The sequence below is a fragment of the Micromonospora sp. LHW51205 genome (assembly GCF_003315815.1).
GTDB lineage: Bacteria > Actinomycetota > Actinomycetes > Mycobacteriales > Micromonosporaceae > Micromonospora > Micromonospora chalcea.
The window spans coordinates 186,020-207,376 of sequence record NZ_QMEZ01000008.1 but is presented as its reverse complement, the minus strand read 5'-3'; the positions used below and the strand labels follow the sequence as shown (position 1 = coordinate 207,376).

The 21,357-nt window shown below is 71.8% G+C and carries 18 protein-coding genes; 16 read left to right on the top strand and 2 right to left on the bottom strand.

Translation table 11 applies throughout. The annotated features are described in order from the left end of the window. Window positions 1–249 precede the first annotated feature (249 nt). From DQE82_RS25610 to DQE82_RS25535, 16 genes are all read left to right on the top strand, one after another. Complete coding sequence (locus DQE82_RS25610) at window positions 250–1,821, top strand: ABC transporter substrate-binding protein (RefSeq protein ID WP_113974430.1); 1,572 nt, start codon at window positions 250–252, stop codon at window positions 1,819–1,821. Window positions 1,822–1,883: 62 nt separating this feature from the next. Beyond that, window positions 1,884–3,518 carry an AMP-binding protein gene (locus DQE82_RS25605; protein ID WP_043324841.1) on the top strand — a complete coding sequence of 545 codons (1,635 nt, stop codon included), beginning with the start codon at window positions 1,884–1,886 and terminating at the stop codon, window positions 3,516–3,518. After that, window positions 3,515–4,663 (top strand): CaiB/BaiF CoA-transferase family protein, encoded by a 1,149-nt coding sequence (locus DQE82_RS25600; protein WP_051611054.1) that lies wholly within the window; start codon window positions 3,515–3,517, stop codon window positions 4,661–4,663. Before DQE82_RS25605 ends, DQE82_RS25600 begins: the two co-directional genes overlap by 4 nt. A gap of 89 nt (window positions 4,664–4,752) precedes the next feature. Next, the gene (locus tag DQE82_RS25595; RefSeq protein WP_069090067.1) at window positions 4,753–6,450 is read left to right on the top strand and encodes an AMP-binding protein; all 1,698 of its coding nucleotides are present in this window, start codon (window positions 4,753–4,755) and stop codon (window positions 6,448–6,450) included. Between the two features lie 58 nt (window positions 6,451–6,508). Continuing rightward, entirely contained in the window at window positions 6,509–7,693 is a 1,185-nt protein-coding gene (locus tag DQE82_RS25590) for an acyl-CoA dehydrogenase family protein (protein ID WP_113974428.1), read from the top strand. Further along, on the top strand, window positions 7,690–8,715 hold the full coding sequence (locus DQE82_RS25585; protein ID WP_069090069.1) for a bifunctional MaoC family dehydratase N-terminal/OB-fold nucleic acid binding domain-containing protein: 1,026 nt from the start codon (window positions 7,690–7,692) through the stop codon (window positions 8,713–8,715). Before DQE82_RS25590 ends, DQE82_RS25585 begins: the two co-directional genes overlap by 4 nt. Then, window positions 8,715–9,842 (top strand): acyl-CoA dehydrogenase family protein, encoded by a 1,128-nt coding sequence (locus DQE82_RS25580; RefSeq protein ID WP_043324838.1) that lies wholly within the window; start codon window positions 8,715–8,717, stop codon window positions 9,840–9,842. The genes DQE82_RS25585 and DQE82_RS25580 overlap by 1 nt, the downstream gene beginning before the upstream one ends. After that, window positions 9,839–10,261, top strand: coding sequence for a MaoC/PaaZ C-terminal domain-containing protein (locus DQE82_RS25575; protein WP_223201125.1), 423 nt, complete (start codon window positions 9,839–9,841; stop codon window positions 10,259–10,261). Before DQE82_RS25580 ends, DQE82_RS25575 begins: the two co-directional genes overlap by 4 nt. A 1-nt stretch (window position 10,262) precedes the next feature. Continuing rightward, window positions 10,263–11,444, top strand: a complete 1,182-nt coding sequence (locus tag DQE82_RS25570) for a lipid-transfer protein (RefSeq protein WP_043324837.1) — start codon at window positions 10,263–10,265, stop codon at window positions 11,442–11,444. A 128-nt stretch (window positions 11,445–11,572) separates the two neighbouring features. Further along, window positions 11,573–13,150, top strand: coding sequence for an ABC transporter substrate-binding protein (locus tag DQE82_RS25565; protein WP_064446348.1), 1,578 nt, complete (start codon window positions 11,573–11,575; stop codon window positions 13,148–13,150). Between the two features lie 138 nt (window positions 13,151–13,288). Continuing rightward, the gene (locus tag DQE82_RS25560; protein WP_043324835.1) at window positions 13,289–14,230 is read left to right on the top strand and encodes an ABC transporter permease; all 942 of its coding nucleotides are present in this window, start codon (window positions 13,289–13,291) and stop codon (window positions 14,228–14,230) included. Continuing rightward, on the top strand, window positions 14,227–15,165 hold the full coding sequence (locus DQE82_RS25555; RefSeq protein WP_043324834.1) for an ABC transporter permease: 939 nt from the start codon (window positions 14,227–14,229) through the stop codon (window positions 15,163–15,165). Before DQE82_RS25560 ends, DQE82_RS25555 begins: the two co-directional genes overlap by 4 nt. Window positions 15,166–15,191: 26 nt before the next feature. Next, entirely contained in the window at window positions 15,192–16,250 is a 1,059-nt protein-coding gene (locus tag DQE82_RS25550; RefSeq protein ID WP_064446347.1) for an ABC transporter ATP-binding protein, read from the top strand. Beyond that, window positions 16,250–17,083, top strand: a complete 834-nt coding sequence (locus tag DQE82_RS25545) for an ABC transporter ATP-binding protein (protein ID WP_051611046.1) — start codon at window positions 16,250–16,252, stop codon at window positions 17,081–17,083. Before DQE82_RS25550 ends, DQE82_RS25545 begins: the two co-directional genes overlap by 1 nt. 3 nt (window positions 17,084–17,086) lie before the next feature. After that, the gene (locus tag DQE82_RS25540) at window positions 17,087–18,556 is read left to right on the top strand and encodes an MmgE/PrpD family protein (protein ID WP_113974426.1); all 1,470 of its coding nucleotides are present in this window, start codon (window positions 17,087–17,089) and stop codon (window positions 18,554–18,556) included. Then, on the top strand, window positions 18,553–19,077 hold the full coding sequence (locus DQE82_RS25535) for a nitroreductase/quinone reductase family protein (protein ID WP_051611044.1): 525 nt from the start codon (window positions 18,553–18,555) through the stop codon (window positions 19,075–19,077). The genes DQE82_RS25540 and DQE82_RS25535 overlap by 4 nt, the downstream gene beginning before the upstream one ends. A 5-nt stretch (window positions 19,078–19,082) precedes the next feature. Here DQE82_RS25535 and DQE82_RS25530 read toward each other — a convergent pair whose 3' ends face one another. Further along, window positions 19,083–20,036: a zinc-binding dehydrogenase gene (locus DQE82_RS25530; RefSeq protein WP_113974424.1), complete on the bottom strand. Its 954-nt coding sequence runs from the start codon at window positions 20,034–20,036 to the stop codon at window positions 19,083–19,085. A gap of 10 nt (window positions 20,037–20,046) precedes the next feature. Next, the gene (locus tag DQE82_RS25525) at window positions 20,047–21,300 is read right to left on the bottom strand and encodes a MaoC family dehydratase N-terminal domain-containing protein (RefSeq protein ID WP_084789445.1); all 1,254 of its coding nucleotides are present in this window, start codon (window positions 21,298–21,300) and stop codon (window positions 20,047–20,049) included. Between the last annotated feature and the right edge of the window lie 57 nt (window positions 21,301–21,357).

The following is a 21,357-nucleotide window of genomic DNA, read 5'->3' as shown; positions in this document are numbered from 1 at the left end:
CGCACGCTGCCACCTACGGTTCCCAATCGAGCGCTTGTTTGGATCGCGAACGGCCGCAACACCGCCAGTCTCGGGCGCGGATGCCGATCAGCTCCGGACAGGCGCTCCACACCAGCGCCGCCATCCATCACCTCCATGACCATCGCGCCCGCACGGCCGCCGCCGAACGGCCCGGCCGCCCCCGGGAACCCGCCGGGTGACCCGCGGAGCCGCTCCCGCTCTCGGGCCGAAGGTCAGGAAAGGACCATTGTGTCTCGCCTCCCGCGCCGCCGACGCCTCGCCGTCGCCGCGAGCCTGCTCGCCGCCACCCTCGTCGTCGGAGCCTGCTCCGCCACCGGAACCGGCGACCCCGGTGCCACCACGGGTGAGATCGACCCCGACGCCGTCCTGCGGGTGAGCGCCTCGTCGCCGTTCCAGAACCTCGACCCGGCGCAGCCGGCCCCCGGCGGCTACCCCTACCTCACGCTGATCTACGACCGGCTCACCATGGTCGACTCCACCGACCAGGTCGTCCCCGGCCTGGCCAAGAAGTGGACCTACGCCCAGGACGGCTCCCACCTCGAACTCGCCCTGCGCGACGACGTCAAGTTCCACGACGGGACGCCCTTCGACGCCAACGCCGTCAAGGTCAACATCGAGCGCGGCCAGACGCTGCCCACGAGCACCATCAAGCAGGACCTCGCCAGCATCACCGGCGTCACAGTCGTCGACGCGCACACCGTGCGCCTCAACCTCAAGCCGGGCACCGGCGCCGTGCTCCCCTCGGCCCTGGCCACCGCCGCCGGGATGATGGTCTCGCCCAAGGCGATCGCCGACGGCGTCGACCTCAAGCGCGCCCCCGGCAAGGCCGGCTCGGGCCCGTACGTCGTCACCGAGTTCATCCCGAACGAGAAGTACGTCGTCAAGCGCGCCGAGGGCACCTACTGGGACCCCAACGCCGGGCGCCTCGCCGGCATGGAGATCACCCGGGTCCCCGAGGGCGCCACCCGGCTCAACGGCGTCATCAGCGGTCAGACCGACCTCAGCTTCGTCTCCTCGGCCAACGAGATCACCCAGGCCCGCCAGCTCGGCGAGGACGGCCAGCTCAAGGTGACCACCCGCCCGTTCCGCAACGTCCTCGGCATCCTGCTGCGCGCCAACATGGGCGACCTCAAGGACAAGCGGGTCCGTGAGGCAATCGCGCGCTCGGTCGACCCGGCCGCCATCCGCGCGCTCTTCGCCGACACCTGCACGCCCACCCGCAGCATCTACCCGAACAGCCCGTGGGAGGACCCGGCGGCGACCTACCCGTACGAGTTCGACCTGGCCAAGGCCAAGGCGCTGATCTCCGAGGTCGGCGGGGCGAAGGTGTCGATCAGCTTCTCCGCCGGCACCAACACCGAGCAGCCCGCCACCGCCATCCAGGCCGCCATGTCCCAGGCCGGCATCGACGCGAAGCTCAACCCGACGCCGAACTCCGAGACCGAGGCCCGCTTCATCGCCGGCGACTTCGAGCTCGAGGTGTCCAACACCTTCAACCCGCGTCTCGACCCGGCGGGAACTGTGGACAACTACCTGATCGGCAACTACAAGCTCGCCACCGACCCGGAGGTCATCGGCCCGATCGCGGCCAAGGCCGCCGACCCCCGCTCCAGCGTCGAGGAGCGCGCCAAGCAGTACCACCAGCTGTGGGAGCGGCTGTTCAGCGAGGCGTGGTTCATCCCGATCTGCAACCTCACCAGCGCCACCATCGCCTCCCCGAAGGTCGTCGGGGCCGAGCAGCTGCCGTGGACCAACCTCGGCCTGTTCGACCTGCGGACCGTCGCGATGACGAAGGGCTGAGCGTCAGGTCCCCGCCGTCCGCCACCGCGCGCGGCCGACCCGAAGAAAGGTAGCCAGAGCCAGTGAACCGTCCCACCGCAGCCACCCCGCTCCTGCCCGCCCTGTCCCGCCTGCTCGACGAGCAGCCGGACCTGACCCTCACCCTCGCCGGCGCCCCGTTCACAGTGGCCGAGCTCGACGCCGCGTCGCGTCGCCTCGCCGGGTTCCTCGCCGACCGCGTCGCGCCCGGCGACCGGGTCGTCGTCCTCGCCCGCAACGGCCGCCTGGCCCTGCTCTCCTGGTGGGCGACGACGCTCCGCGGCGGTTTCGTCGTCCCGCTCAACACGAGCAACCGCGGCGCCGTACTGGCCCACCAGGTGCTCGACGCCGACCCGGTCGCGATGATCGTCGAGGACGAGTTCGTGCCCGTCCTGGACGACGCCCTCATCGGCACGGAGCTACGGGTGCCGGTCCTCGTCGGCGCCCCCATCCGGCCCGCCTCGGGCCCGGCGCCCGCCTGGGCCACCGAGGTCGTGGACTTCGACGCCGCCGTCGCTGAGGGCTCGGCGGTGACGACCACCCCGGACCTCGACGCGTACGCCACCAGCCACCTCATCTACACGGCCGGCACGACCGGGCCGTCCAAGGCGTGCATGGTCAGCCACGGCTACGTGGCGAACATGGCCCGCCAGATGCACGAGAACCTCGAACGCCGCGCCGACGACGTCCTCTGGACGGCGATGCCGCTGTTCCACATGGCCGCCGTCGGGCACGTGATGGGTTCGCTCCAGCTCGGCTCGGCCATCGACCTCGCGTCGCGCTTCTCGGTCCGGGGCTTCTGGAACGAGATCCTGCGCAGCCGCGCGACGATGGCCGCGCTCATGGGCTCGATGCTGCCGATGATCGCCGGCGCCCCCGACTCCGAGGCCACCCGCGAGGCCTTCGGCCGGCTGCGCGTCGTGTCCGGCTCGCCGGTCACCGCCGAGCTCGCCGCTCGCTGGACGGAGCGCTTCGGCGTCGAACGGGTCGGCTCGGGCGCCTACGGCCTGACCGAGGCCTGCCTGATCACCCTCACCCCACCCGGGGGCTACCGGGCCGGGAGCGCCGGCAAGATCAACGACTCCTTCGAGGTACGCATCGTCGACGAGCACGACAACCCGCTGCCCGTCGGCGAGGTCGGCGAGATCGTCGCCCGTCCCAACCGTCCGGCGATCATGTTCAACGGCTACTGGCGTGAGCCGGAGAAGACGCTGGAGGTCTTCCGGGGACTGTGGTTCCACTGCGGTGACTACGGCCGCCTCGACGAGGACGGCTACCTCTACTTCGTCGACCGGGGCAAGGACTACCTGCGCCGCGGCGGCGAGAACATCTCCAGCTTCGAGATCGAGGGCGTCGTCGCGACCCACCCGGCCGTCGGCGAGGTCGCCGTCCACGCCGTCCCCTCCCCGCTGGCCGAGGACGACCTCAAGGTGACTGTCGTGCCCGCGCCCGGCGCCCAGATCGACCCCGCGGAGCTCTTCGAGTGGCTGCACCCGCGCATCCCGCGGTACGCCGTGCCCTCACACATCGAGGTCCGCACCGAACTGCCCAAGAACGCCGTCGGGCGGGTCCTCAAGCGCGTCCTGCGCGAGGAGGGCGTGACCGCGCGGACGTGGAGCACCGACCCCCGTGCCGTGACCGGCCTCCCGGTGCCGGCCGGCACCCGGGAACAGGCGTGAGCGGCGTCCCCGGCCAGCGGTTCGAAGGGCCGCTGGCCGGCCTGCGGCTCCTCGAACTCGGCGGGCAGGGGCCGGTGCCGTTCGCGACGATGATGCTCGCCGACATGGGTGCCCAGGTGGTCCGGGTGGACCCGCCCGGCGAGCCCGACCGGCGGGAGCGCGCGCAGGTCAACGCGATCGACAGGGGCCGTACGACAGTCACGCTCGACCTGAAGTCCGAGGCCGACCGGGCGCTCGTGCACCGGCTGCTCGCCGACGCGGACGTGCTGCTCGACCCGTTCCGGCCCGGGGTGCTCGAACGTCTCGGCCTGGCCCCGGCCGAACTCACCGAGCGGTACCCGCGCCTGGTCGTGGCGCGGATGACCGGCTGGGGCCAGGACGGCCCGCTCGCCGCGGCCGCCGGGCACGACCTCAACTACATCGCCGTCTCCGGGGTGCTCGACACGATCGGCCTGCCCGACACCGGCCCCGTCGTGCCGCCGATGTATCTGGCCGACTTCGCCGGCGGCGGCATGATGCTGGCCTTCGGCGTGCTGGCCGCACTGCAGGAGCGTGTCTCCTCCGGGCGTGGGCAGGTCGTGGACGCCTCGATGCTCGAGGGCAGCGCGCTGCTCACCGTCGTCATCCACTCGATGCTCGCGCGGGGCGCCTGGAACCTCACCCGTGGCACGAACTACCTCGACGGCGGGGCGCACTTCTACCGGGTGTACCGCACCGCCGACGACAGGTTCATGTCCGTGGCGGCCATCGAGGCGAAGTTCTACCGCACGTTCCTGCGTACCCTCGGCCTCGATCCGGAGGACGGGCCGGCGCAGTTCGACGAGTCGGGGTGGGCCGGCTGGGCCGAGCGGATCGCGTCGGTCTTCGCCGGCCGCACCCGGCGGGAGTGGACCGGCGTCTTCGAGGGCGTCGACGCGTGCGTGCATCCGGTGCTGGACATCGCCGAGTCGGCCGAGCACCCGCAGATGCGGGCCCGGGGCGCCGTCGTCGAGGTCGAGGGGGTCGCCCAGCCGGCCCCGACGCCCCGTTTCTCGCGTACACCCGCGGGGGTCCCACGGGCCCCGCGCCGGCGTGGTGAGGACACCGACCGGGTGCGCTCGGCGCTCGCCGCGAGCAGCCCATGGGAAGCGTTGTCAAGGCCTTGACCTGCGGCAAGCCTCACTCTACGCTTCGACCAAGCGCTTGCTTGTTTGGTGATTCGCATTTGACGACGGACGAGACGGAGCAAACGTCAATGACGACTCAGGCCCCGGTGGCCCGAAACTCGGGACCCGCCGTCTTCGCCGACATCGTGCGGGCACGCACGGGCGACGACCACCCCGGCCTGCTCTTCGAAGGCCGCACCATCACCTGGGGCCGGATCGTGCAGGAGGCCGCCGACCGGGCCGCGGCACTGGACGACGTGCCCCGGCCCGACGGCAGGCCACTGCACATCGGGCTGCTCCTGGAGAACACCCCCGACTACGTGTACTGGATCTGTGCCGCCGCGCTGGCCGGCGCCACAGTGGTCGGGATCAACCCGACCCGGCGTGGCGCCGAGCTGGCCCACGACGTGCGGCACACCGACACCGACCTGCTCCTCACCGAGGACCGCCTCGCCGGCCTCGTCGACGGGCTCGACCTGGGCATCCCCGCCGGGCAGGTGCGCAACATCGACTCCCCGGAGTACGCCGCCTGGCTGGCCCGGCACGCCGGCGCGCCGGTACCCACCGACGAGGTCGACCCGCGCGCCAACCTGCTGCTCATGTTCTCCTCCGGCTCGACCGGCGCCCCTAAGGCGGTCATCTGCTCCCACGGGCGCCTCGCCGCGGTCTCCGAGGCGCTGCTGGCCCGCACCGAGCTGACCCGCGACTCGGTCAGCTACCTGGCGATGCCGCTGTTCCACGGCAACGCCGTCATGCTCAACCTCGGCCCGGCCATGGTCTGCGGCGCGACGATCTGCATGGTCCGCAGGTTCTCCGCGTCCGGCTTCGTACGCGACGTGCACGAGCACGGCGTCACCTACTTCAACTACGTCGGCCGGGCACTGGCCTACATCCTGGCCCGGCCGGTCGACCCCCGCGACGCGACGAGCACGCTGCGGCGCGCCGTCGGAACCGAGGCCTCGGCCGCCGACATCGCCCGCTTCGCCGAGCGCTTCGGTGTCGTCATCTCCGAGGGCTACGGCTCCAGCGAGGGCGTCATGCGGATCAACCGCACCCCTGAGACGCCCGCCGAGGCGCTCGGTGTGGCCGTCGCCGGCGCCGAGATCAAGGTCATGAACGAGGAGACCGGGCTGGAGTGCCCGCCGGCCCGGCTCGACGGGACCGGGCGGCTGCTCAACGCCGACGAGGCCATCGGCCAGCTCGTCGGCGTCGGCATGGCGGCGAAGTTCGAGGGCTACTACAAGAACCCCGAGGCCGCCGCCGAGCGGGTCCGCGGCGAGGACTTCTGGTCCGGGGACCTGGCCTACCGCGACGCCGACGGCTACTTCTACTTCGCCGGCCGCTCCTCGGACTGGATCCGCGTCGACAGCGAGAACTTCGCGGCCGGCCCCGCCGAGCGGATCATCGAGCGCTGGGACCGGGTGGCGGTCGCCCCCGTCTTCGCCGTGCCCGACCCGCGTACCGGCGACCAGGTCATGTGCGTGATCCAGCTGCGCAGCGGCGCCACCTTCGACCCCGAGGCGTTCACCGCCTTCCTCGACGAGCAGGCCGACCTCGGCACCAAGTGGCGGCCCCGCTTCGTGCGGATCGTCGACCAGATCCCCAGCACCGGCAACGGCAAGGTCGCCAAGCAGATCCTGCGCCGTACCGCCTGGGTCACGACCGACCCGGTCTGGGTCCGCGACGGCGCGTCCACCGCGTACCGCCCGCTGACCGAGGCGGACGTCCGGGACCTCGAGAAGCAGTTCGCCGACAACGGACGTGCCGCGCTCCTGCCGGCCCCCTGACCTGCCGGCCCGCCCGGCACACCGACTGGCGCCCACGCCCCGAGAATGAGGAACATCCATGTACCTGGAGTACACGCCCGAGCAGCGAGAGCTGAGCAGGGAGCTGCGAGCCTACTTCGCGCGCCTGCTCACGCCCGAGGTCCGCGAGGCGCTCGGCGGCACCAACGAGGACCGCCCGGCCTACCGCGAGATCATCCGTCAGATCGGCAAGGACGGCCTGCTCGGACTCGGCTGGCCCACGGAGTACGGCGGCCAGGGCCGCCCGGCGATCGACCAGTACATCCTCTTCGACGAGATCAACCGCGCCCAGGCACCGTTCCCCTTCGTCACCATCAACAACATCGGCCCGATGCTGATGCGCTACGGCACCGAGGAGCAGAAGCGCACCTACCTGCCGGGCATGCTGACCGGCGACGTCATCTTCGCCATCGGCTACAGCGAGCCGGGCTCCGGCACCGACCTCGCCTCGCTGAGCGCCCGGGCCGAGGCGACGCCCGACGGTGGCTGGGTCATCAACGGCCAGAAGGTGTTCACCAGCGGTGTCAGCCAGGCCGACTTCGTCTGGATGGCCGTGCGCACCGACCCCGCCGCCCCGAAGCACAAGGGCATCACCATCCTCATCGTGCCGACGTCGGACCCGGGCTTCAGCTGCACGCCGATCGCCACCAGCGGCATCACCCACACCAACGCCTCCTACTACGAGGACGTACGCGTCGGCCCCGAAGCCCTCGTCGGCGAGGTCAACGGCGGCTGGCGCCTCATCACCGGCCAGCTCGGTCACGAGCGGGTGGGCCTGGCCGCGATGGGCGGGCGCACCGAGCAGCTGTGGACCGACGTCGCCGCGTGGGCCGCCGAGCCCGACGCCGACGGCAACCGCGTCCTGGACAAGCCGTGGGTGCGCACGGAACTGGCCCGCGACTACGCCGAGCTGACCGCGATGCGCCTGCTCAACTGGAAGATCGCCGTCGTGGGGGAGGGCCAGAACCCGGCGCCCGCCGCCGCGTCGGTCGCCAAGGTCTACGGCACGGAGACCCACGACCGGGTCTGCCGCAACCTCGTCTCCGTCGTCGGTCCCCGCGCGACCCGGCGCGCCGGCGCGCCGGACGCCGTCCTCGGCGGACAGCTGGAGGCGTACACCCGCGGCTCCTACATCAACACCTTCGGCGGCGGCACCAACGAGGTGCTGCGCGACATGATCGCGGTCGCCGGTCTCGGCATGCCGAGGAAGGGGCGTTCCGCATGAGCACCACGACGCAGGCCCCCGCCTCCGAAGCCACCGACCAGGACGCCTTCCTCGCCCGTCTGCGCGAGTTCGTCGGCCTCGAGGCCACGCCCACCCGCTACGCCCAGGACGCCGTCAACCAGGCGATGATCCGGCACTTCGTCGAGGCGATGGGCGACGAGAACCCCGTCTACGTCGACGACCGGGCCGCCCGGGACACCGGCCGCGAGGGCGTCGTCGCCCCGCCGCCGATGCTGTCCACCTGGCTCATGGTCGGCTACAAGGCCCACACGGCCGCCGCCGCGGGCGCCGCGCCGGACACCCCGATGGCCCGGCTGCTCGCGCTGCTCGCCGACGCCGGCTTCGTCGGGGTCGTCGCGACGAACGACGAGCACGAGTACGTGCGCGAGCTGCGCCTGGGCGACGAGATCAAGATGACCACTGTCATCGAGGACGTCTCCCCGCGCAAGACCACCGGCCTGGGCACCGGCCACTTCATCACGACGCTGCGCACCTACACCGACCAGAACGACGAGGTCGTGGCCCGCCAGCGCTTCCGCATCCTGCGCTTCGACCCGTCCGGCGCCAAGCCCGCGGCGCCGGCCGCCGCCGACCCGGCGCTGCGGCACAAGCCGTTCATCCTGCGCGACAACGCGTTCTGGTTCGCCGCCGCCGCGCAGCGTCGCCTCGTCATCCAGGCCTGCACCGACTGCGGCACGCTGCGCCACCCGCCCGGCCCGATCTGCCCGTCCTGCCACTCGTACGCGTGGCACGAGGTGGAGGCGAGCGGCCGGGGCACCGTGCACAGCTACGTCGTCAGCCACCACCCGAAGGCGCCCGGGTACGACTACCCGCTCACCGTCGTGCTCGTCGACCTCGAAGAGGGCACCCGTCTGGTCGCCGACTTCGTCGGGGACGCCGGCGAGGTCGAGATCGGCATGCCCGTGCAGGTCGACTGGCTCGACTACGACGAGAACCTCACGCTGCCGCGTTTCCGGGCCGCGACCTCCGCATCGGAGCCCACAGAAGAGGAAGGGAACTGATGGACTTCCAGCTCGCCGAGGAACAGGTCACGGTCAACGACCTGGCGCGCGACGTGTTCTCGCGCAACGGCGACCCGCAGCGGCTCTTCGACATCGAGGCCGGGCCGGACCGCTTCGACCGCGTCCTGTACCGCGACCTGGCCGAGTCCGGCATCCTCGGGCTGCCCGTGCCCGAGGAGCACGGCGGCGCCGGGCTGGGCCTGTGGGAGATCGCCGGGGTCTTCGTCGAACAGGGCCGCACGCTCGGCACCGTCCCGCTGTGGGAGACCCTCGTCGGCGGCGTCCTGCCGCTGCTGCGCTACGGCAACGCCAAGCAACAGGCCGAGTGGCTGCCCCGCGTGGCCGCCGGAGACGCGGTCCTCACCGTGGCCGTCGACGACCTGACCGACGCCCGGCCGTACGGCGCCCGCGTCCGCGCGCGGTCCGGCGCCGAGCCCGGCGGTGACGGGGTCACCCTGAGCGGCACCGCCGTCGGCGTCCGCTCGGCGCACCTCGCCGACGCGATCGTCGTCCCGGCCACCGACGAGGCGGGCGCGGTCGGGCTGTACCTCGTGCCGACCGCCGGACCCGGGGTACGCCGGGACACCTTCGAGCGCACCGACCGTGGACTCGCCTCCGACGTTCACTTCGAGGACGCCGCCGCGGCGCTGCTCGCCGAGGGTCCCGAGGAGGACCGGCTCGACTGGCTGCTGCGCCAGGTCTGGACCGCGGTGGCGGCTCTGCAGAGCGGCGTCAGCCAGGCCGCCGTACGCCAGGCCGCCGACTATACCTCGGGCCGTGAGCAGTTCGGTGTGCCGATCGCGACCTTCCAGGCCGTCGCCCACCAGCTCGCCGACTGCCACATCGACACCGAGGCGATGGAGGTCACCTACCTCAACGCGCTCTGGCGCGAGACGACCGGGCGGCCGTCCCGGGCGGCGGTGCACGTCGCGAAGTACTGGGCCGCCGAGGCGGGCGACCGCGTCGCGCGCACCGTGCAGCACGTGCACGGCGGCATGGGCGCCGACGTCACCTATCCGATCCACCGTTACATGCTCTGGACCACGCAGCTTGCCAACACCGCCGGCTCCGGAGCCTGGCACCTGCAGCAGCTCGCGGACCTCGTGGGCGAGGGGGAGCAGCTGTGAGCACGCAGATCACCATCGAGCAGGTGAGCCCCGGCGACACGCTGCCGGAGCTGGAGATCCCGCTGACCCGGACCGTCATCGTCGCCGGCGCGCTCGCGACCCGCGACTACGAGGACGTGCACCACGACCCGGCCCAGGCCCAGCGTCGCGGCACCCCCGACACGTACATGAGCATCAACCACACCAACGGGCTCGTCGGCCGCTACGTCACCGACTGGGCCGGCCCCGCCGCGCGCATGGTGCGCCTGAGCACCCGCCTCGGGGTGCCGAACTTCCCGGGTGACGTGATGCGGCTGACCGGTGAGGTCGTCGGCGTCGAGGAGGACACCGTGCGCGTCGCGGTGCGTGGCATGAACAGCAAGGGCGGGCACGTCGTCTCCGAGGTGACAGTGCGCCTGCCCCGCGGATCGGAGCAGTGACGTGACGTCCACCTTCCTGTCGGGTCGCACCGCTGTCGTCGGCATCGGCGCGACGGAGTTCTCGAAGAACTCCGGCCGCAGCGAGCTGCAGCTGGCCGTCGAGGCCGTCTCGGCCGCCCTGGCCGACGCGGGCCTCAGCCCAGCCGACGTCGACGGCATGACGACCTTCACCATGGAGACCAACCCGGAGAACATGGTCGCCCGCAGCCTGGGCATCCCCGAGCTGAAGTTCTTCTCCCGGATCCCCTACGGCGGCGGCGGCGCCTGCGCACCCGTCCAGCAGGCCGCCATGGCCGTCGCGAGCGGGATCGCCGACGTCGTCGTGGCGTACCGCGCCTTCAACGAGCGCTCCGGCGTCCGCTTCGGGCAGGGACCTCCGCCGGCGAAGACCCAGGCCACCTCGGACAACGAGTACCGCTCCTGGGTCAACCCGTACGGCCTGCTCACCCCGGCCCAGCACACCGCGATGTTCGCCCGCCGCTACATGCACACGTACGGCGCGACCAGCGAGGACTACGGCCGGGTGGCGGTGCTCGCCCGCAAGCACGCCGCGAACAACCCCAGGGCGTGGTTCTACGGCAAGCCGCTCACGCTCGAGGAGCACCAGGCCTCGCGCTGGATCGCCGAGCCGCTGCACCTGTTCGACTGCTGCCAGGAGACCGACGGCGGCCAGGCGATGGTCGTCGTCAGCGCCGAACGCGCCAAGGACCTGCCCGTCACCCCGGTCTACATCCGGGGCGCGGCCCAGGGCCTGGGACCGGACCAGTACCAGATGGTCAGCTACTACCGCGAGGACCTGACCCGGATCCCCGAGGTCGAGCTCTGCGCCCGGCAGTTGTGGGCCCAGTCGGGGCTCGGTCCCGCCGACATGGACGCGGCGATCCTCTACGACCACTTCACGCCGTACGTGCTCAACCAGCTCGAGGAGTACGGCTTCTGCGGTCGCGGTGAGGCCAAGGACTTCATCGCCGACGGCAACCTGGAGGTCACCGGCTCGCTGCCGACGAACACCCACGGCGGCCAGATCGGCGAGGCCTACCTGCACGGCACGAACGGTGTCGCGGAGGGCGTCCGCCTCGTCCGGGGCACCTCGACCAACCAGCCCGACGGCGTCCGCAACGTCCTGGTGACGGCGGGCGTCGGCGTTCCCACCAGTGCACTGATCCTCTCCGCGGAGGGCTGAGACGCCGGCCACCACCACAGCTCCGAAGGCCGTCAGCGACCCACGGATCCCACCCGGCAGCGGCCGGAAGGGACAACACCACCTCTGATCAGCCGGAACGACTCGGCTCGTGTTTAGGAAGGATGAGAATGGGCGTCACCATAACGGCCCGCAAACGTGTGGTCGCGTTGATCAGCATCGGGGCTCTCGCCCTGGCCGGCTGCAGCTCGCCGGACAACTCCGGCAGCGGCAGCAGCGCAGCGCAGGGCGAGATCGACACGTCGGCAGTGCTCAAGTTCGCGTCGGCGGGTCCGTTGCGCGACCTCGACCCGGCCCTGCAGACGAGCTACGGCGCGTGGGGCTACCTGTTCCTCGTCTGGGACCGGCTGACCATGCTGGACAAGGACGACAAGATCGTGCCGGGCCTGGCCAAGGAGTGGAACTTCGTCGAGGACGGCAGCGTCCTGGAACTCAAGCTCCGGGACGACGTGAAGTTCCACGACGGCACGCCGTTCGACGCCGAGGCCGTCAAGGTCAACATCGAGCGCGGCAAGACGCTCGAGGGCTCGACCCTCAAGAGCGACCTCGCCGACATCGAGTCGGTCGAGGTCGTCGACGCGACGACCGCGCGCCTCAAGCTGGTCAAGGGCAAGGGCGTCCAGCTGCCCGCGTCCTTCACCGGCACGGCCGGCATGATGGTCAGCCCGAAGGCGATCAAGGACGGCGCCGACATCAAGAACAATCCCGGCACCGCCGGGTCCGGCCCGTACATCGCCACCCAGCTCGTCCCCCAGGAGAAGCTCGTCCTCAAGCGGGCCGACAACTACTGGGACCCGAACGTCGGCCGTCTCGGCGGCATCGAGCTGCAGCGGGTGCCCGACGCCGCCGCCCGCCTCAACGGCCTGCAGAGCGGCCAGGTCGACCTGGCCCCGCTCAGCTCGGCCGGCGAGATCGCCACGGTGGAGAAGATCGTCACCCCGGGCAGCGGTCTCCAGCAGCACCAGGTGAAGTTCAAGAACGTCGTCGGCATCTACCTGCGCGCCAACAAGGGCGACCTCGTCAAGCCGGAGGTCCGCCAGGCGATCGCCCACGCGGTCGACCCGGAGGCGATCAGCGCGCTCTTCAGCGGCTACTGCACGCCGACCCGCCAGGTCGTGCCGGAGACGGACCCGAGCCGCATCCCGAGCTACACCTACCCGTACGAGTTCAGCGTGGACAAGGCCAAGGCCCTCGTGCAGCAGGCCGGCGGCGCCAAGGTGTCGGTCACCTTCGCCGCGGGCACGAACGCCGAGCAGCCGGCAAACGTCGTGCAGGCGTCCCTGCGGGCCGCCGGCGTCGACGCGACGCTCAACCCCGTGCCCAACACCGAGAACGAGCCGCGCTTCATCGCCGGCGACTTCGAGCTGATGGTCGGCACGTCGTGGAGCCCGAAGGCCGACCCGGCGGCGACGGTGAACACCTACATGCTGAACACGTACAAGCTCGCCGCGGACCCCTCGCTCATCGCGGGCAAGGCGGCCGAGGCCGCCAACCCCACGCTGCCGATGGACAAGCGGGCCCCGCTGTACCAGGACATCTGGAAGACGACGCTCGAGCAGGCCTGGTTCGTGCCGCTGTGCAACCAGACCAACGCGAACGTCTCGAAGGCGAACATCGTCGGCACCGACAACATCCCGATGTCGAACATCGGCATCTGGGACCTGCGCCACATCGCCGTCAAGAAGTAACCGGTCGCTCCTGACCACCGGTGGCGTCGCCGCCGGACCACCCGCTGCGGCGGGGGCCGGCGGCGACACCACCGGCCTTGCCGGCACCAGGCCGTGCGAGGCGCAGTCCCAGGCACACGCTCAGAGTCGAGGTAGGACATGATCCGCTACGCCAGCAGGCGCTTGCTCGCGGCAATACCCCTGCTGTTCGTCGTCCCGCTGCTCGTCTTCGCCCTGATCGAACTCGCTCCGGGCGACCCGGCCGTCGTCCTGGCCGGCGACGAGCCGACCCCGGAACGTGTCGAGGCGATCCGCGAGGAACTCAACCTCAACGCTCCGGTCCTGGTGCGCTACGCCATGTGGGTCGGCGACGTCCTGCGCGGCGACCTCGGCACGTCCTTCCTGTCCGATCAGACAGTCATCGAGCTGCTGACGCGGCGAATGGCCACGACGATGTCGCTGGTGCTCGTCGCGATGATCTTCGCCGTCGTGCTCGGGGCCACCCTCGCCCTCGTGGCCACGCTGCGCTCCGGTGGCATCGTCGACCGGTTCGTCAACGGGCTCGCCTCGATCGCGATCGCCATCCCGGGCTTCTGGTTCGGCCTCGTGCTCGCCTCGGTCTTCGCGGTGGGCCTGCAGATGTTTCCGGCGTTCGGCTACCAGCCGCTGGCCGACGGCTTCTGGCCGTGGCTGTCGCACCTCGTCCTGCCGGGCATCGCCCTCGGCCTGCTACCCGCGGCCGAGGTGACCCTGCAACTCCGCTCGGCGCTCGGGCAGGTCATGAAGTCCGACTACGTCCTCAACGCCGAGGCCAAGGGACTGTCGCGATCCAGCGTGGTGTTCAAGCACTCCCTGAAGAACGCATGCATCCCCGTCGTCACCGTCCTCGGCTTCCGCGTCGCGGAGGTCCTCGCCGGGTCGGTGACCATCGAGATGATCTACAACATGCCGGGCCTCGGTCGTACCGCGATCGAGGCGGTGCAGGGCCGTGACATCCCGGTGCTGCTCGGCTTCGTCCTGTTCAGCACGACTGTCGTCGTGCTCGTCAACCTCATCGTCGACATCTCCTACGGCTACTTCAACCCGAAGGTGCGGTCATGAGCGCCAACCAGACCCCCTCGGCTCCGGCGCCGGGGAACGACTCGGGCCTAGCCGAGGTGCCGGCGGCGGCCATCGGCACGGGCGAACCGGAGCCGGTCGCCGCCCCCGGCATCCTCAAGAGCATCGTGCGCCGCCCCGCGACGATCGCGGCCGGCGTCTTCCTGCTCGTGCTGACCTTCATCGCGATCTTCGCCCCGGCCCTGGCACCGTACGACCCCGACGTGCAGAACCTGTTGCTGCGGCTCCGGCCGCCGAACGCCGAGCACTGGCTGGGGACCGACGACTACGGCCGGGACGTGCTGAGCCGGCTCATCTTCGGCGCGCGGGTCTCGCTGTGGGCGGCGCTGCAGGCCGCGGCCGTCGCGCTCGTCCTCGGTCTGCCGCTCGGCATGATCGCGGGCTACCGCGGCGGCTGGGTCGACGCGATCCTGACCCGCATCATGGACGCGCTGATGAGCGCCCCGTCGCTCGTGCTGGCCATCACCATCGTCGCGGTCCTCGGCGCCGGCATCACCAACGCGATGCTCGCCATCGGCCTGGTCATGGCCCCGCGCTTCTTCCGGGTGGCCCGCGCCGGCACGATGGACGTGCGGCACGAGACCTACATCGAGGCCTCGATCGCCCTGGGCTGCAGCACCCTGCGGATCGCGGTGCGGCACGTGCTGCCCAACGTGCTGCCGCCGATCATCCTCGTCATCTCGGTGTCGCTTGGTACCGCCGTCGCGGCCGAGGCGAGCCTGAGCTTCCTCGGGCTGGGCGTCCAGGCCCCCGCGGCCAGCTGGGGCTCGATGCTCTCGACCGCCTCGTCGAACATGCGCCTCGCGCCGTACCTCGTGTGGCCGCCCGGCGTGATGATCTTCCTCGCCGTCCTCGCCTTCACCTACGTCGGTGACGGCGTCCGTCGCGCCCTCGTGCGCACCCGCTCGGGCAACTGACCGTCCGGCAACCACCAGGAGCTGACATGGCACGTGAAACGGCGCCCGCCGGCACCAGGACCGACGCCACCGGCGGAACGGCGGACCTGCTGCGCGTGGAGAACCTGAGCGTCGAGTTCCCCTCGCCCTCGGGCGGCTGGCAGACGACCGTCCAGGACGTCTCGTTCTCGCTCAAGCCGGGCGGTTCGATGGCCCTGGTCGGCGAGTCCGGGTCGGGCAAGACGGTGACCTCCATCGCGGTGATGGGCCTGACCGGGGCGACCGGAGGGCGGATCGCCTCGGGCCGGATCGTCTTCGACGGCGTGGATCTCACCGCGGGCACCCAGAAGCAGTGGCGGGACCTGCGCGGCCCGGGCATGGGCATGATCTTCCAGCAGCCGATCCGCAGCCTCAACCCGGCGTACACGGTCGGGGACCAGATCGCCGAGTCGGTGCGCAAGCACCTGGGCATGAACCGCAAGCAAGCCCGGGCCCGTGCCGTCGAGATGCTCGACATGGTGCAGATCCCGCGGGCGGCGCAGCGGATCGACGACTACCCGCACGCGTTCTCCGGCGGCATGTGCCAGCGCGTCATGATCGCGATGGTCATGGCGTGCAACCCGCGCCTGCTCATCGCCGACGAGCCGACGACGGCGCTCGACGTGACGGTGCAGGAACGGATCCTCGAACTGCTGCGCGACCTGCAGGAGCAGACCGGGGTGGCGCTGCTGTTCGTCAGCCACGACCTCGCGGTGGTGGCCGAGCTGTGCCGGGACGTCGTGGTCATGTACGCCGGCGAGGTGGCCGAGAACGCGCCCTCGGAGCAGTTGTTCTTCCACCCGCGGCACCCCTACACGTCCGGCCTGATCGGCTCGATCCCGAAGCCGGGCCTGAGCACCGACCGGCGGTTGCGCGCGATCCCCGGTGGCATCCCGGCGCCGGGCGCCTGGCCGCACGGGTGCCGGTTCAGCAGCCGGTGCGAGTTCGCCGTGCCGGGCCGGTGCGACGTGGCCCACCCCGGCCTGGTCCGTCTCGACGGCGCCGCCGAGCACCATGCGCGGTGCGTGCGGGCCGCGGAGCTCTCTCTGGATGGAGTGACGGTCTGATGAGCCTGCTCGAAGTCGAGAACCTCACGAAGTCGTTCAGCGCCGGCCGGGACTGGCTCGGCCGGCGTACGAAATGGTTGAACGCGGTCAAGGGGGTGAGCTTCACCCTGGAGCGCGGCGAGTGCCTCGCCGTCGTCGGCGAGTCCGGCGCGGGCAAGTCGACGGTCGGGCGCATGGTGCTGCGCCTCATCGAGCCGGACTCCGGCTCGGTGACCTTCGACGGGATCGACGTACTGGCCACGAAGCCGAAGCAACTGCGCGCGCTGCGCCAGCGGATGCAGATGATCTTCCAGGATCCGTACAGCTCGCTCGACCCGCGGATGACGATCAGGGACGCGGTCGCCGAACCTCTCCTCGTGCACACCGACAAGGACCGGGCCACGCGGGAGAAGGAGGCCGTCGAGCTGCTCGACAAGGTCGGCATCGGCTCGCGCTACCTGGAGCGGTACCCGGCCGAGCTGTCCGGCGGGCAGTTGCAGCGGGTCGCGATCGCCCGGGCGCTGACGATGAAGCCGAGCCTCATCGTGTGCGACGAGCCGGTCGCGGCGCTCGACGTGTCGGTCCGGGCGCAGGTGCTCAACCTGCTCCGGGACCTGCAGGAGGAGCTGGGTCTGGCGTACCTGTTCGTCTGTCACGACCTGGCCCTCGTCGAGGTCATCGCCGACCGGGTCATGGTGATGGCGGCAGGTGAGGTGGTGGAGACGGACACCACGGACCAGATCTTCGCCAACCCGCGGCAGGAGTACACGAAGAAGCTGCTCGCGGCGATCCCCGTGCCGCTGCCGCGCGACGCGCAGGGCAACCGGCTCGTCGCGCCGGGAAGGGTGGGCTGAACGGTGACCGGTACGACGGAACCGACCCGGACGCAGCTGCTGGCGCGGTTCGCGACGACGCGCGACGAGGAGATCCCCGAGTCGGTACGCGACTACGGCCGGCTCGTCCTGCTCGACTCGCTCGTCTGCGGGCTGGCGGCGGTGCGGTTGCGGCGCAGCCGCATGGTCCAGCGGGTCGCCGCCCGGTTCGGCGGCCCGGCCGAGGCGACGGTGTTCGGGCTGGAGCAGCGGGTCGCGGCGATCAACGCCGCGCACGCCAACGCGGACATGATGAACGCGCTGGACGCCGACGACACGTTCTTCAACTCGGCGCACTTCGCGGTGTTCGGCGTCGCGGCCGGTCTGGCGGAGGCCGAGCGGCTGCACGCCGACGGGGCGAGCCTGCTGCGCGCGAGCATCATCGCGTTCGAGATCAACGCGCGGCTGAACCTGTCGACCTCGCTCATGGCCTTCGAGGACGGCCAGTTCCGCTGGTCGCCGCTGTCGTCGCACGGGTACGCCTCGATGGGCGCGGCCGCGGCATGCGCTGTCGTGGGCGGCTGGGAGCCGGAGCGGCTGACCCACGCGCTCGGCCTGGTCGCCTGGCTGGCCCCGCCGGCGAAGAACTCCTACATGGCCGAGCGGCGCTCGTTCAACGCGTTCAAGTACGGCCCGTACGGCGCGATCGCGCACGCCGGGATGCTCGGCGCGGCGCTGGCCGAGGAGGGCTACACCGGCGACCTGGACGTGCTGGACCGCACCCCGGGCTTCATCGAGGCGATGGGCTTCCTCGGCGGCGAGCGGCACGAGATGGTCGCCGGCCTGGGGTCGAAGTGGTGGATCACCGAGACGTCGCTCAAGCCGTACCCGACGTGCCGTTTCACCCACGCGGCGCTCGACGCGATCCGCGCGTTCCCGGGCACCCACGGGGTGCCGGTGTCGCAGATCGAGTCCATGGAGATCCGGCTGAGCCCGGCGGCCTACCGGACGTTGCAGTTCCGGGAGCCGGCCCCGCAGATCCCGGACACCGCCGTCGCGCCGCTGGACGGCGCCTTCAACATGCCGTACGCCGCGGCGCTGGCGTTGCTCGGGCACGCACCGGGACCGCAGTGGTACGACCCCGAGCGGCTGGCCGACCCGGCGGTGTGGGACCTGGCGCGCCGGATCACGACGGCGCCCGACCCGGTGCTCGACGCGGAGTGGGAGGCCGACCTCAGGGAACACCCGGGCGGCCAGATCCGCCGGACGCGGGGCGCGCTGACGATCCGGGCCGGCGGCCGGGAGTACGTGGTCGAGTCGGACTTCGCCCAGGGCGACCCGTGGGACGACACGACGCGGGCGGACTGGGACTTCGTGACCGGCAAGCTGGCCTCGTTCTGCGACGGGATCCTCGACGCGGGCGCGCAGGAGCGGCTCGTCGAGGTGGTCCGGGGCATCGACGACGTCGCCGACGTCACCGAGACGCTGTCGCCGCTGCTGGCGCGTGCGCGGTGAGCCGACGGATCGGCGCGGAGACGAGGTCGTTCGCCTCGTACGGCCGGTCGTGGCTGATCGTCATCCGCGGGCCGCGCGGGATGGCGTTCGACCGGTTCCTCGTGCGACGGACCGGGTTCTCGCTCGTGTCGTTGCAGTACGCGCTGGCGGGCAGGTTCCCGTACCACCCGACGCTGCTGCTGACGACTGTGGGCCGTCGCTCCGGGGAACTGCGCGACGCGGCGCTGCCCTACGTGCCGTACGGGAAGGATCTGGTGGTCGTCGGCTCCAAGGGCGGCGGCCCCAAGGACCCCGCCTGGGTGGTCAACGCGCGTCACCACGAACTGTGCTGGATCGTCCTGCGGCGCAGGACGGTCCCGGTGCGGGCGCGGGTGACCGACGGCGAGCGCGACCCGGAGCTGTTCGCGCACGTCGTGGCGCGCAAGCCGAACGTGGGACGCTACGCCGAACGGGCTGCCGGCTTCGGGCGGCAGATCCCGCTCGTCGTCCTGACCGCCGTCTCGGGGGAGCCGCTCGCCTGAGCGGCTCAGCCGGTGGTGAGGACGATCCGCCCGACGAACTCGGACGCCTCCAGCCGGTCGTGTGCGACAGTGGCCTGCTCGAGCGGGTACGTCGCGGCGATCGCGGGGGCGGCGGTCACGGCCGAGAGGGTGAGCGCCTCGCGTAGCTGGCCGGCCACCGCCTCGGGCCCGGGCCGGCCGATGCCGCGCAGCGTCCAGCCCTTGACCATGAGGCGACCCAGGTGCAGGTGGGCGTGGCTGTCGGCGGTGACGCCGCAGGTGACCAGCCGGCCGCCGGGGGCGAGGACCTTGAGCACGTCGGACCAGAGGGTGCCGCCGACCGACTCGACGATGACGTCCACCTCGCCGCCGGGCAGCGCGGCGCGCAGGGACTCGACGACGTCGGGGCGGTAGTGGTCCACGACGTCGAGCGCGCCGAGGACGCGTACCGCGTCGGCCTTCGCCGGGGCGCTGGTGCCGAAGACGCGCGCGCCCAGGTGGTGGGCGTACTGGACGGCGAAGGTGCCGACCGCGCCCGCGGCGGCGACGACGAGGACCCGGTCGCCGGGGCGTACGCCGGCGAGGTTGACGACCGCGTCGTAGGCGGTGCGTCCGGCGGTGGGCACCGCCGCGGCGTGGACGGCGTCGAGCGCGGCCGGTCGCGGGAAGCAGTGCGTGGCCGGGACGACGGCGTACTCGGCGTGGGCGCCGGTGGTCAGCCCGACGACCGCGTCGCCGGGGGTGAAGCCGGTGACGCCCGGACCGGTCCGCACGACGGTGCCGGCGACGTCCCGGCCGAGGATCGTCGGGCCGGTGGCCGCCATCCCGTGGGTGCCGCGACGGATGTAGGTGTCGACCCGGTCCAGGCTTGCCGCCTGGACCCGCACGAGCACGTGACCGGGGCCGGGCGCCGGGGCGTCGAGTTGGCCGAGGCGCAGGCTGTCGGGGGAGCCGGAGTCGACGACGTAGCTGGCGAGCACGCGATTCCTCTCAGGGCAGGGCGATGGTGGCGGAGGCGATGACGTGGTCGCCGAGGCTGTTGGTGCCGCGGACGTCGACGGTGACGTGCGTTCCCCCGTCCGCCGGATTCAGGCCGGTGACGACGCCGTCGAGGGTGCAGGTGTCGCCGGGGTGGTTCTGCGCGGCGAGGCGGGTGCGGAAGTCGACGACGCGAGCCTCCGGTCCGGCCCAGTCGGTGAGGTAGCAGTTGACCAGCGCGCTGGAGCCGAGGATGTTCATGTAGACGTCGCGGGCGCCCCGTTCCAGGGCCGCGTCGCGGTCGAGGTGCACGTCGTTGAAGTCGAAGGTCGCGGTCGCCAGCGCCGCGATGGACAGCTGGGTGACGGGGATCGGCCAGGGCGCGAGGCGTTGCCCGATGCTCACCTCGGCCCCGGTACGGGTGCTCGTGCGGCGTTGCGGCCGGGGGGCGGTGAGCACCGGCAGGATCGCACCGTCGCGGGTGCGCCGGTGCGCCACGACGACCGGCATGCCGTCGTGCACGAGGTCGGGGCGCAGGTACGCGACATCCCCGGTGAAGCGGGTCCCGTCGGCGAGTTCGGCGCTGCCGACGAGGTAGGGGCGCTCGTCGAGCGGGGCGGCGGCGTAGCCGGGTTGCAGGTGCGCGGTCAGGGTGCCGGTGGTGCCGGCCGGCGGCAGGTCGACCGGGGCGGCGGCCGGGCGTACCGGGCGGGCGAGGCGGTCCCCTGATGTCGCCGGGCCCTCGGTCCGGGTCGCCGGGTTCCAGCGGAGCATCCGCAGGACGACGCGCCCGACCGGCTCGCCCTCGACGGTGCGGTAGTCGCTGACGAGGTCGACGAAGTGGCCCCGGCCGAGCCGGGTGGACTTCTCGGGGGAGACCGCGCCGATGGAGGGGAACTGCTCCAGGTGGTCGCCGGGGCGCAGCGGGCGTACGTAGGTGTGCTCCGTCTGCACCGCGGCCACCGAGGTGAACCCGCGCGTGGCGAGGACCTCGTTGACCCGGTCGAGGCTCTCGGCGTGGCGGTGAGCGCGCCTGTTGCCCGGCAGGGTCCACATGTTCAGCGAGGTCGCCGGGGCCACGATGCCGCCCCAGACGGAGCGGGCGGCCCACCGGGGGTCCTGGTACGCGGGGTTCTCGTCGCCGACGGCGTCGCACCAGACGCGGATGGCCGCTTCGGTGATCGCGTCCTTGGCCCGGCGGGGCGGGTCGGTGAGGCCGATCAGAGCGTCGAGTCGGGCGCGGAAATCCGCGTCACTGCCGGTCATGGGGCTCCTCTTGCGGACAACGGTGTCAACCAAGCGCTTGCTTGACCATATGACCGG